Origin of the sequence: Vibrio sp. Y58_MX_L22 (assembly GCF_024181865.1) — a bacterium.
GTDB classification, from domain to species: Bacteria; Pseudomonadota; Gammaproteobacteria; order Enterobacterales; family Vibrionaceae; genus Vibrio; species Vibrio alginolyticus.
Map to the genome: position 1 here is coordinate 542284 of NZ_JAMZAN010000002.1, position 12438 is coordinate 554721.

Annotated in this window: 11 protein-coding genes; 1 reads left to right on the forward strand and 10 read right to left on the reverse strand. The window is 45.8% G+C overall.

Features of this window, described 5'->3' with window-relative positions:
- Nucleotides 1-106: 106 nt before the first annotated feature.
- The 6 genes from NL626_RS07530 to ltnD form a co-directional block, all read right to left on the reverse strand.
- Entirely contained in the window at nucleotides 107-1600 is a 1494-nt protein-coding gene (locus NL626_RS07530; protein ID WP_005375369.1) for a GntP family permease, read from the reverse strand.
- Nucleotides 1600-2559 (reverse strand): D-erythronate dehydrogenase, encoded by a 960-nt coding sequence (gene denD, locus NL626_RS07535; protein WP_253657179.1) that lies wholly within the window; start codon nucleotides 2557-2559, stop codon nucleotides 1600-1602. The genes NL626_RS07530 and denD overlap by 1 nt, the downstream gene beginning before the upstream one ends.
- A gap of 61 nt (nucleotides 2560-2620) precedes the next feature.
- Nucleotides 2621-3397: a 2-oxo-tetronate isomerase gene (otnI, locus tag NL626_RS07540; RefSeq protein WP_017635261.1), complete on the reverse strand. Its 777-nt coding sequence runs from the start codon at nucleotides 3395-3397 to the stop codon at nucleotides 2621-2623.
- Nucleotides 3397-4044: an aldolase gene (locus NL626_RS07545; protein WP_253657180.1), complete on the reverse strand. Its 648-nt coding sequence runs from the start codon at nucleotides 4042-4044 to the stop codon at nucleotides 3397-3399. The genes otnI and NL626_RS07545 overlap by 1 nt, the downstream gene beginning before the upstream one ends.
- An 11-nt stretch (nucleotides 4045-4055) precedes the next feature.
- Nucleotides 4056-5312: a 3-oxo-tetronate kinase gene (gene otnK, locus NL626_RS07550; protein WP_253657199.1), complete on the reverse strand. Its 1257-nt coding sequence runs from the start codon at nucleotides 5310-5312 to the stop codon at nucleotides 4056-4058.
- Nucleotides 5313-5337: 25 nt separating this feature from the next.
- Complete coding sequence (gene ltnD / locus NL626_RS07555) at nucleotides 5338-6246, reverse strand: L-threonate dehydrogenase (RefSeq protein WP_054574451.1); 909 nt, start codon at nucleotides 6244-6246, stop codon at nucleotides 5338-5340.
- Nucleotides 6247-6520: 274 nt separating this feature from the next.
- On the opposite strand from ltnD, the gene NL626_RS07560 reads away from it, so the two are divergent.
- A complete protein-coding gene (locus NL626_RS07560; RefSeq protein WP_005375354.1) occupies nucleotides 6521-7279 on the forward strand; it encodes a DeoR/GlpR family DNA-binding transcription regulator in 759 nt (252 codons plus the stop codon).
- Between the two features lie 177 nt (nucleotides 7280-7456).
- Here NL626_RS07560 and NL626_RS07565 read toward each other — a convergent pair whose 3' ends face one another.
- Genes NL626_RS07565 through NL626_RS07580 form a run of 4 tightly spaced genes read right to left on the reverse strand, consistent with a single transcriptional unit; the run spans nucleotide 7457 to nucleotide 12350 of the window.
- Nucleotides 7457-9169 carry an ABC transporter permease subunit gene (locus NL626_RS07565; protein WP_253657181.1) on the reverse strand — a complete coding sequence of 571 codons (1713 nt, stop codon included), beginning with the start codon at nucleotides 9167-9169 and terminating at the stop codon, nucleotides 7457-7459.
- Between the two features lie 46 nt (nucleotides 9170-9215).
- A complete protein-coding gene (locus NL626_RS07570) occupies nucleotides 9216-10730 on the reverse strand; it encodes an ABC transporter substrate-binding protein (RefSeq protein WP_253657182.1) in 1515 nt (504 codons plus the stop codon).
- Entirely contained in the window at nucleotides 10720-11568 is an 849-nt protein-coding gene (locus NL626_RS07575) for an ABC transporter ATP-binding protein (protein WP_086047266.1), read from the reverse strand. The genes NL626_RS07570 and NL626_RS07575 overlap by 11 nt, the downstream gene beginning before the upstream one ends.
- Nucleotides 11569-11588: 20 nt before the next feature.
- Nucleotides 11589-12350: an ATP-binding cassette domain-containing protein gene (locus NL626_RS07580; protein WP_213897562.1), complete on the reverse strand. Its 762-nt coding sequence runs from the start codon at nucleotides 12348-12350 to the stop codon at nucleotides 11589-11591.
- Between the last annotated feature and the right edge of the window lie 88 nt (nucleotides 12351-12438).

Consider the following 12438-nt stretch of genomic DNA (forward strand, 5'->3'; position numbering starts at 1 on the left):
ACGGCCCAAACATAGGGCCGTTCATATTATTAACAATCTCTAAACCATCTGATAAAAATACATGTTGTGATAGGTTTTTACTTTATGGAAGAGTACAAGTAAACCTTTATACCTCTTGTAATTCGACGTGCTTAGCGCTGTAAGATTTTGTAAATGCAACACACCCCAAAAGTACAGCAAGTGGTAACACGGGATCAAAGATTGAACCATGAGATCCGAAGAATAAGTTAAGAATCATGACTAATGAACCACCAATAGCCCAAGCAATTGTTGTTGGAATAGTCCAAATAATGAGTTGTTTCTTAACCTCGGTCACCCCCATTAGTCGATTAACAATATGGAATAGCGAGTCATTAAAGTAGCCAGCAAATAGAGATCCCATCGTAGCTGCCGTCGCTGCGAATAAAAGATTAACGTCAGGAATATTTACTAAAACTGGGGCAGATATAGAAGCAGCGGTTATCATGGAGACTGTACCAGAGCCCTGAATAATACGAACTAACGTCGCAATAATAAATGGAATCATAACCGCAGAAATAGGAAGCCCTGCAACTTGGTTAGCAATCTCTGCGCCCGCACCCGTTTCACGCAATACGGCACCTAACGCGCCACCAGCTCCTGTTACTAACAAAATGATGCCACAAGTGGAGATTCCTTGTTCCATCTTTTCATTCGCTTCTTCTTTGGTAAGGTTATTACCCAAAGTGTAAACCGCTAATAACGTCGCTATTGATAGTGCAATAGTAGGGCTGCCGATAAAAGCGATAAATTGACCAAATGTTGTTGCAGTCAGCCCTTCGAAACCGAAAGTCCCCTCTAATAAACCCATCACTGATTTCGCAAGTATAAGTAAAATAGGGATAATAATTGGAGCGATAGATTTACTTAAAGATGGTAGGTCTTTCGCTTCTTTACTTGCAATGTACTCTTTGTGATCATTAATCAGTTGCTCACTAGACTTCGAGAAATGTTCGGTTGGAATGAATTCAGGAAACTGTTTTTCTAACCATCTTGCATACCAAACAATACCCATGACACAAGGCGCTGCGATCATCAAACCAAAACCTAACATGCTGGCAAGATCGACACCAAAGATACCAGCAACTCCCAAAGGCCCTGGAGTCGGCGGAATAGCGTGATGCGCTACGACCAAGCCGCCCGCCAGAGCAACCGTAAGCGTTAAAATCGAGCGATTGGACGTTTTTGACAAAGACTTCGCTATTGGATAAAGAATGATAAGCGCGCTATCCACAAAGATTGGGATGCTAACAATATAGCCAGTTACAGCAAGAGCGGCCTCTTCTTTCTTTTTTCCTAACCACTTTATAAAATTATAGGCAATACTTTCTCCTGCTCCAGAAGCCTCTAAAATAGCCCCCATCATAACGCCGAGACCGATGACAATCCCTATACCGCCTAATGTTCCACCAAATCCTTTGCTAACGGTCGCAATCGTGTCGTCAACACTTAACCCACCAATAATACCTGCGATACATGCCGCAATTAACATCGCAATTAACACATGTACTTTTGTACGTAACACAAGAAAAACAAGGACTGATACGGCTACTATTAGTCCAATTACTGAGGTTGGTAACATTAGACAATCTCCATATTGTTAACAGAAATAAATTGTTGTAATACATCCTTGAAATTACTGTCTGCTTTAAATCCAAGCTCCAGTTCTTTAGTACAATCAATTTTTTGTGGCCAACTACTCACAATACGATCAATACCCGCATCATGCTCATAGGTAATATAATTAGAAAGTTGTTTACCCATTAGAGTGTCCATTGTTTGAATCATCTCAGCTGGTGTAGTTTGAATACCAGGTAAATTAAGCGTTCTATAGGACAGATTATTTAACTGCTCATAAGGCATTAGCCCTGCATATTGAATATTGTCCACCACTCTAGACGGGCTCGATATCCAAAGTTTTAGCGTAGGGTCTACAGGACAATTTGATTCTTGAGCATTCAAAGGCTCACGAATAATTCCGCTTACGAAAGAGCTAGCGGCAAGGTTTGGTTTCCCAGGGCGAATACAAATAGTCGGTAAACGTACGGATACAGCTTTAACAAAGCCTTTACGGGCATAGTCGTTCACCAATAACTCACCTATAGCTTTTTGCGTCCCGTAGGATGACTGAGGATGAAGTGCTGTTATTGGTGTAATCGTTTCCGGAAGATCACCACCAAATACAGCTAAAGATGAAGCAAATATAAAACGAATATTAGGGTTTACTTTACGGCAACGCTCAAGCAATAACTGTGTGGTCGTCAGGTTTACAGCTACGCCTAAATCAAAATCTTGCTCAGCATGGCTCGATACAATTGCCGCTAAATGAAAAATGTGTGTCGTTTCGGCAGTAATAACTTGGTCTATATTTTCTCGCTTTGTCATATCCATGACTAAAGAAACGACTCGGTCATCAATGCCCTCTAAGCGCGACTTTTGAATGTCGACAATAGTAATACTTTCAGCTTTGTTTTCTTTTAGTAGTGATTTGGCAAGTAGGGTTCCGAGAAAACCCGCCCCTCCAGTTATGATAATATTCATAGTCACGACCCTTTGTTTTTGTAATTGGTTTCAAGTTATTTATGGATAGAAATTAAAATTGTTATAGGTATGGTTTAACCCAACTAAGGCCCAGCTGCGTGCTATGCCTTGGGTTGTATTCACAACCGATCCAGCCTTGGTAACCAGAGTCATCCAAAACATTGAATAGGTGTGGGTAATTCAGTTCGCCTTCCGATGGTTCGTGCCTTTCAGGCACAGAAGCAATTTGAATATGGCCTGTGTATGGCGCCACATCGCGAATCAACGTACTCAGATCACCGTCCATAATTTGTGCGTGATAGAGATCGAGCTGCAATTTCACGTTTGGACGAGCCACTTGTTTGATGAGTTCCACCGCTTCACGCTGATGTGCAACAAAGTAGTTCGGTACATCGCGATTGTTGAGTGGCTCAATCATCAGCTCAACACCTTGTTCGGCAAACTTATCCGCTGCATAACGAATGTTTGAGATAAAGGTTTCAATATGCTGATCACGAGTGAAGCGAGAATCAACAATGCCAGACATAGCGTGAACCTTTTTACAGTTCAGTGCCTTGGCGTACATCAGAGCAGTCTCGACGCTCGTTTTAAATTCATCCTCACGCCCCGGAATAGCTGCAAAACCTCGTTCACCTGCATCCCAATCACCTGGAGGCATGTTGAATAACGCTTGCTCAAAACCAAACTGCTGTATCTTGCTTGCTAGTTTTTGCGCTTCGAATGCGTATGGGAAAAGGTATTCCACCGCTTTGAAGCCCGCTTGGTGTGCTTTTTCGAAACGATCTAGAAAAGGAACTTCTGTGAATAACATTGTCAGATTTGCCGCGAATTTAGCCATTACTTACCTCTCCCTTTTAGGTCTTGAATCTCAGTATCCGTTAAGTAGCGGATGTTGCTGTCTTTAAGAATGAACGCTAGCTTCGCTGTCTCTTCTAGCTCTTCTGCGTTATCCACTGCATCTTCAAAGTCCTTACCCGTGATCACTGGACCATGGTTCGCCAGGAGGAAAGCTCGGTAGTCACTTGCCCGCTGCGCAAGTTCTTCAGCAATCTGAGGGTCGCCCGGGCGCAGGTACGGAATCACTGGCAGTTCGCCAATGCGCATTACAAAGTAAGGTGTGAAAGCTTTGATGGCATTCTCGCGATCTAAACCTTCAAGACAAGAAAGCGCCGTCAAGTAAGTAGAATGTAGATGCACAATCGCATTACACTTTGAGTTATTTCGATAAATCGCCAGATGAAAAGCCACTTCTTTTGATGGCTTTTCACCAGAGATATGGTTGCCATCAATATCCACAACCGAAAGCTCTTCAGCAATCAAGCGGCCGAACGAAGAACCAGTTGGCGTTGCCAGAAAGTGTCCATTAGGCAGTTTTAGAGAAAGGTTGCCAGCGCCGCCAGTCGCATAGCCACGTTCAAACATAGAGCGAGCCATAGTGACCATTTGCTCTCGCAGTTGTTGTTCTGTCATCAATTCTTTATTCATCACAACGTCACCTATTCAAAAAACGACTGTGCTTTGGCAAAGAAGTGTTCATCGCCGAAGTTGCCCGATTTCAGAGCCAAAGAAAGCTCGCCTTCAAGTGACTTCACCCAAGGTACACCTGGTGCGATTTGAGGACCGATATGAAAACCTTTTACGGCTAGGCTTTGGGTTACAACCCCTGAGGTTTCCCCACCCGCAACGATGAAATTTTTCACACCGTGCTGCTGAAGTTTAACTGCAAGTTGGCTAAAGAACTGTTCAACCGCGTGACTTGAAGCATGCGCGCCAAACTCTTGTTGAATCGCTTTTAACGCCGCTGCATCTGCGGTTGCGTAAACCAGTGGTGCGAACTCGCTTTCGATGTTGGTCATGACCCAATCAAACACTTGATTTGAGTAGTCTTCTTCCGTCAGACACGCCTTCACATCAATAGCAAAGTGTGGCGCTTTTTCTTTGTAAACAGCGACCTGTTGGTTGGTCATGACAGAACAAGATCCAGATAACACAACGGTTGGTGCCTTTTTAGGGTTCCCCTCTTGCTTCGCATCACTTTGATCTTCAAGGCTCTCTATCCAGTTCTTAGCAATACCCGCAGCCAAACCAGAACCACCAGTTACCAGTTTTAGAGACTTCGCCGCTTGGCCAAGTGTGACAAGATGCTCTGCATTGAATGCATCAACCACTGCGTAGCGGTTGCCTTGTACTTTTAGCTCTTCAAAGCGCTCAATTACCGCTTTTGGACCTTGTTCAATTATTTGGAAGTTCACCAGGCCAGATTTGCCTTGAGATTGAGCATCCATCATACGAACTAGGCTTGAATCAGTCATTGGTGTCACAGGGTGATTACGCATACCTGAGTCGCTTAGCAAGTCTTGGAATACAAATAGATGGCCGTTGAAAACTGTGCGACCATTCACTGGTAATGATGGGCAGACAATGGTGAACGCTTCACCTAGCTCTGCAAGCAGTGCATCCGTTACAGGACCAATGTTACCTTCTGCTGTGCTGTCAAACGTTGAGCAGTACTTGAAGTAAAACTGCTGACAGCCATTTGCTTGCAGCCACTTAAGCGCTGCTACTGAATCCTCGATTGCCTCATCTACAGGACAAGAGCGAGATTTAAGACTGATCACGACCGCATCTGCGTTTACATCAATCTCTTCTTTTGGAATACCGTTAAGCTGAACTGTGCGCATGCCGTTTTCTACAAGAAAACCTGCGATGTCTGTTGCGCCAGTAAAGTCGTCTGCGATAACGCCTAATAACATCATTTTTTCTCCGTTTTACGTGCGCTTATTTCTGTTTGTTTTCTACACCTGGAAGCTCAATACCATCAAAAATCTTGATAACGGCACTGTCGTCCTCCTGCCCAAAACCAGCATTGCTTGCACTCAAAAACATGTTTAGTGCTGTGCTTGATAGAGGAAGTGGAAATTTGAGATCTTTTGCTGTGTCCGATACGAGGTTTAAATCTTTCACAAAGATGTCGACCATAGATTTAGGGGAGTAGTCACCATCAACTACATGCTTCATGCGGTTCTCAAACATCCAAGAGTTACCCGCTGCATTCGTCACCACGTCGTACATCAGGTCAAGAGGAATGTTTGCACGTGCCGCTAATGCCATTGCTTCAGCACCAGCTGCGATATGAACACCTGCTAGCAATTGGTGGATAATCTTCACAGTTGCGCCTAGGCCAATCGCTTCACCGATGTTGTAGACTTTAGCTGCCGTTGCGTTGAGTACTGGTTCAAGTGCATCAAATGTGCTTTGCGCTCCCGACGCCATAATAGTCATCTCACCTGATTCTGCTTTTGCAGCACCACCAGATACCGGTGCATCAAGCATCACAAGGTTGTGTTCTGCCAATTTCGCTTCAATTTGTTTTGCGTCTTCTGCTGAGATGGTTGCTGAAACCATTACTGGCGTATTCGGATTAAGCGCTTTAGCAAGACCAGTCTTGAACAAGACCGTGTTAACTTGATCTGCGTTCACAACAAGAACTAGAACCGAATCAAGCTTATCTGCAAACTCAACTGCATTCGTAGAAACAGCTTTTGCACCGAATGAACCTAGTTCTTCAAGCGCTTGAGAATTTAAATCGAAACCATAGACATCTAGGCCTGCACGCACACATGACTTTGCGGCGCCCATTCCCATAGAGCCTAAACCGATAACACCTACAGATTGAACTTCACTCATAAAAACAATGCCTTCTGGTCTATTAAACTTTGTTAATTCTTGTTTGGTTGATGTGATTATATGTGAAGGTTAATACTAAGACCTCGCTTTGAATCACATTTTTTCACACAAATTAACAATGTCGTGATATATACCTCTTTATGGGCAGAGATATTCCGAGCAGTTAACACAAGCGAAGGCTGTTCTTACAACGTTGAGAACATAATTCACAGATATTCACAACAAATGAAAAGATTGGTAGGATACTGAAAAACAAGAATATAGAAGTGAAACTATGATCCCAGCAGAACGTCAAAGAACCATATTATCCCTGTTATCACATCAAGAAGTGTTAAGCATTTCAGATTTAACCGACCACCTTGGCGTATCACATATGACCATTCGTCGTGATATCGTGAAGCTTGAATCCTCAGGTAAAGTCGTTTCTGTTTCTGGTGGAGTGCAACTTGCTCAAGCTCTACATTCCGAACTTTCCCATGATGCGAAGGTCGAGCAACAAGCGGATGAAAAGATTCAAATTGGTAAGCTGGCGGCTACGTTAATTGGTCAAGACGCTACGATTTACTTGGATGCGGGAACAACCTCTCTAGAAATCGCCCATCAAATAGCAAATCGTAATGATCTTTTAGTGATCACCAATGACTTCTCTATTGCTGCTTTCCTTATGACGCACAGTGAATGTGAGCTTTACCACACTGGGGGAAAAATTGACCGCGAGAACCAATCTACCATTGGAGGAAAAGTCGCAGAGTTCTTGAATGGGCTAAATATTGATATCGCCTTTATTTCGACTTCATCTTGGAGCTTGAAAGGCTTATCAACACCTAATGAAAATAAAGTTCTCGTTAAAAAAGCAATCATCAAGGCGGCACAAACCAATTATCTGATCTCAGACTCAACTAAATACGGTCAGATAGCGAGCTTTCATGCATTAGACATCGAGCAATTGGACGGAATTATTACCGATCGAAACCTATCCGAAGTGGTCACTCAAGAATTAACGGATAAAGGATTACGTGTGTATAAAGAGTAACACTACCTAAACATCTGAGTTCGCGTAACTTTTATACTCGTTAATTTATAGGTGCTTCCAATATACATAGACCGTGCTGTGTACTTTCTGGCAGAAAACACATCCTTTTGTTTTCTAAATTACCAAATTACTGATTACATCTGGATATGGACGCTCACTTCACTTTATCGCTGCTCGTCACTTGTCATCAAAAATCAAATTCACCGCAATTGCCATCAAAACTAAGCCTGAAATTGGCAGCAAAACACCTAATGGTGAGCGCTCGATGTAAGGCAAGTTTTCCGCAATCAATAAGCCCCACTCAGGTTCTGGCGGTTTAACGCCAAGTCCGATAAAGCTCAGAGAAGTCAGACTGAGCGTAATGTACGGCAAACGCAGAAACGCGTGACGAATCAATGGCGGCAGCACATAAGGCAACAAGTAGTAGCGGAGTACTCGCCACTGACTGGTTCCCCAAATGGGCGCAAGATGCGTATAAGGCTGCGCTTTGGCTTCCATCAACAAGCTCGCGCAGTGCGCCGCTAATGGTGCCCATGACACCATAACAATCGCAATCAAAGCGCTGTTTGGGTTCATCCCCGTTAGACCAGCAATCAGCAGACCCGCCACAATGTATGGCACACCTTTGGTGATCTCAATTAAGCCTTGGCTATAACGAGTCACAAAGCCGAGCAGCAAACCAATCACCAAACTAAGGAAGGTTGCGATGATGCCCATTTTGATTGTCGACATCATACCGCCGCCAACACGAGCAAGCAGATCTCGACCAACCGCATCGGCACCAAACGGGGCAGCTAAGCTTGGCGATTCAAGGCGGGTAAATTGGATGGTGTAAGGATCGCGCATTAACGCCCATCCCGCACAACCAATCAGCAAGGTAAAAATTGTGGCACTGACGATACGTTTGGTGGTGCTTTGGGTAAAACGGAACGTACTGTGACTGCTGATCAGCTTGCCACTTGTGACACTTTGCCCGAGTAACCAGCGTTGCAATAAGATGCTCGCACTGCTGATCAACATCGAGAACACCAGCAACACCAACAAGCCACCTTGCAGCATCGGCAGATCTTGTGACTTCGCTGCGCCTAAGATTAGTCGTCCGATACCCGGAATGGAGAACACTTGCTCCACAGCAACCGCGCCGCCGGTCAAACCAATCACCGTCATTGCGATTTGAGGAATCAAGTTACTAACGGCACGCCACAAGGCAAAGCGTAAGATTTGAAACTTACTGAAGTTCGCCGATAGCCAAGTGATCACCCAAGGCTCATCTAGTACACGCTTGAGGCTGTCATTGAGCAAGCGCCCGAACAAGCCAGCAGCAGGCAATGCCATTGCCAAACTGGGCAGCCAAAGGTTTTGTACACCTTGCCAACCATAAGGCGGGAACCAACCCAACCAGATGGAAAATACCATGATCAGCAGCGAAGCAATCACGTATTCAGGCAATGAAACCAACACCGAACTGAGCGTGTCATGATGCTTGTCTAAACGATTCTGTTGCCAACGACGCACGGTGTAAAGCACGCTCGCCATGCACATTACAAATGCCATGCCCAGCGCTGTAAGCATCAATAGTAGCGACGTTTTTGCAGTTTGTTGAACGCTCTCCATCACGGATGCGCCGCTCACCCAAGAGACACCTAAGTCACCTTGCATGGCAAGCGTCAACCAATCCCACAGTCGCTCAGCAGCGCTGCGGTCAAGTTGAAGATCTTCTCGAATGGCTTGCAGAGCTTCTGCCGTCAGCAATTGTTGGGCACCCGCACGAGCACGGAGGATTGATTGGCTTGGGTCGATACCTGCAATATCCGGCATCAAACCCACCAGCACAACCACTACCCCGAGTGACAGGAAGCGCGACAAAAGACGCGTAAACCATTCAGGCATACAAGCGCTCCAACGAGAACGCATGTTGGCAACAGACGACATCGAGTTAGTTCACCTCAGTAAACTGGTCGATCAGGCGACGCTCACGTGGGTCACGTTGTGCATTCTTCACGCGATCACTCTCACCTTGGATTACACGCTCGTGAAGCAGTGGAATCACAGCGTATTGCTCAAGGATTTTGCTTTCTGCTTCGATGATCGCTTGTTGGCGTTTCTCACCCAACGGCTGACGATCAGCGTGTTTCAATGCTGCGTCCACTTCTTCAGAGCAGAACTGACCTAGGTTGTAAGAACCTTTACAGCTAAAGTCACTTTGCATGTACGCCACTGGGTCACCAGAATCCAGCACCGTTGCACGTGACAACAAGAACGCATCGAACTTACCTGCTAGTACATCGTTTTCGATTTGTGCGTATTCACGAACGTCTAGTTCAACCACAAAGCCAGTCGCTTCAAGTTGTTGCTTTAATAGCACCGCTACTTCTGGCAACTCAGCACGGTCGGTAAATGTACCGATGGTGATCTTCTCACCGTTCGCGTGGCGCATTTCCATGGTTTCCATACGAGGGTTCGCATCACGAATTGGTTGAGCCCATGCCAATGCAGGACCTAACAAACCTTTCGCTGAATCGGCGTGGTTCTCGTAAACCGTTTTGATGATTTGCTCACGGTTAACCGCTTGAGCCGCTGCTTTACGCAGCCCGAACTGGCTAAACACGTCTGATTTATTGTTTAGATAAAGCGTGTTGGTACGCGGCATTGCGACTTCGTGCAGCTGTGAAGATTCCATCATCGCGATTTGCGAAACAGGAACCGCTTCAACTACATCCGCCTCACCGGTACGCAGCGCTGCAGCACGAGCAAAACCGTTTGGTACGTATTCCGCAAAAATGCTATCTACTTTCGCTTTTTCACCCCAGTAACCGTCAAAACGCTTCAGTTTTGCGCTGGTTGTACCGTTGATTTCTGTCAGAACGAATGGACCCGTACCCGCATTGATTGGCACAACACGACCGTTTTCTTGATATGCAGCACCAGAAAGGATCGCTAGCTGTGGGCTAGAAAGACGGCTTGGCAACAGTGGATCGTTAAAGGTCGTTTTGATTTCAACAGTGAAGTCGTCCAATGCGCGAACTTGCCATTCGATACCGTCCAAGATGCGTGGCTTTGGTGCAGCATCTAATGCTTTTTGCAGAGAGTTCACAACCGCGTTGGCATCAAGGTCAGAACCATCGTGGAATTTCACGTCCTTACGTACCGTAAATTGCCACGTCATCGGGTCAACTTGTTCCCACTCTGTTGCCAGCATAGGCTCTGCTACCGACTGATCGTTAAGGTTCACCAGCGTTTCTGCCGTGCTCCAACGTGACAGTTTGAACGCGTCATCTGAAAGTGGCGATAAACCTGTGCGTGGTGGTTGCATCATGGCAACGCGAATTTCCGTTGCTTGCGGTGCAGCTGCTTTTTCCGCTTCTGGCTTGCTTTCGCCAGAGTCAAAACAACCCGTCAGCAATGCGCTTAAAGCCAGCGACAAAGCTAACTTGGGAGTACTAAGGTGCATAAGAAACCTCTCCAATGGTTTTTGTGAATTCATTACTTTTGTGTTGAGCGCTCATCAAGGCTCTCGTGATCAAGTGCGATGGGTTATTTGTCACGTTCTGTGCTGTGCCGTGCTCGACAACGCGTCCTTTGTCTAACACTAGGATTTCATCGCATAGGGTTTGTGCCGCATCGAGGTCATGTGTCACCAAAATCAGGCGCATCTGACGACTCTTTTGAATGCCTGCCAACAAGTCGAGAATCTGTTTACGACTGACGGGGTCTAAGCTGCTGGTTGGCTCATCGGCAACCAATACGCAAGGCTCAACAATCAAAGCTCTGGCGATAGCCACACGTTGGGCTTGCCCAACTGATAATTGCTGCGGGTTACGATCCAACAATGTGAGATCCAAACCGACATCCGCCAACACCTTTTCCACCCTCTCGTTGAGCTCTTGCGTCAAACCAATGTTGCTCAAAGGTTCCAGTAAAATCTGGCGAACGGTGTAATAAGGATTCAAGCTCGATTGCGGCTCTTGTGGGATCAGCTGAATGTGCTGACACAACTCTTGTCGCTGCTTAGCCGAGCTACGCGATAACGGATAACCACACACATACACTTCACCAGATGTGGGCTTACGAAGACCGAACAGAAGCTCAATCAAGGTCGATTTACCCGCACCAGAAGGACCAACAATCGCAATGTTCTTTGTGTCGATAGCAAGATCCAATTGTTCGAGCGCTTTAAACGGTTTGCCCCCTAACCAACTTGGTTTGGAGTAATAGTGAACACTGGCTTGCTCAAAGCGAACTTCCGCCGATTTAGGCTGCGTGTGCCCGCTCAAGTTGTGCTTAGTCAAAATAGGCTCCAGAGATGAGGTTAAGGCAGCAGTTGCGCAAGTTGTTGGCAGAAAGGATGCGAACTTTGCTGAATGGCTTGCCATGGTGCGCCATAAGCCACCATGGTGTTGTCCGCAATCACCAAGACTTTGTCACACGCCAAAGCCGCAGACAGATCGTGCGTGATCAACAAACCACTGATACTGCGTTGCTGAACACTGCTGCGGAACAACTCAAGGATCTCCGCTTCGGTGATGGGATCGAGCGCACTGGTAGGTTCATCAGCGATGATCAAATTGGCACTACCAAGCAACGCAATCGCAATACAAATACGCTGGCGCTGACCACCAGATAACTGGCTTGGATGCTGCGCTAAGGCTGCTTTTGGATCTGCAAATCCGAGTTGAGACAACAAGGTCGTCACCGTTTCTCGGTTTGCTGAAGACAAGCGTGTTTTGTTGCCCGTCAATGCCAAACACAGTTGTTGCTCGACAGACGCCAATGGATTCAGCGCTTTAAGTGCATCTTGGAAAATAACCGCGGGACGCTGCGATTGACTACGTTGCAGCATGACAGTTTGTGCGACTTCACTGCTGTTAAGCTGGATACTTCCGTCTACCCAAATATCAGACGGCAAAAAACCTGCGACGGCTTTCGACAACATGGATTTACCAATGCCGGAAGGTCCCATAATGGCAAGAACTTCACCTTGAAACAGCTCAAAAGAAATGTCTTTGAAGAGTGTGCGTTCTGAGTCTGTAAGGCTGAGATTATTAACGGAGAGTATTGGTCGAGAAATCACGGCATCAAACTAAATGTAATAATATAACATCACAAATAATATCATGCGGGTTAAAGCAAGGAAACCAGTCGGAAAGGTTATTTCATCA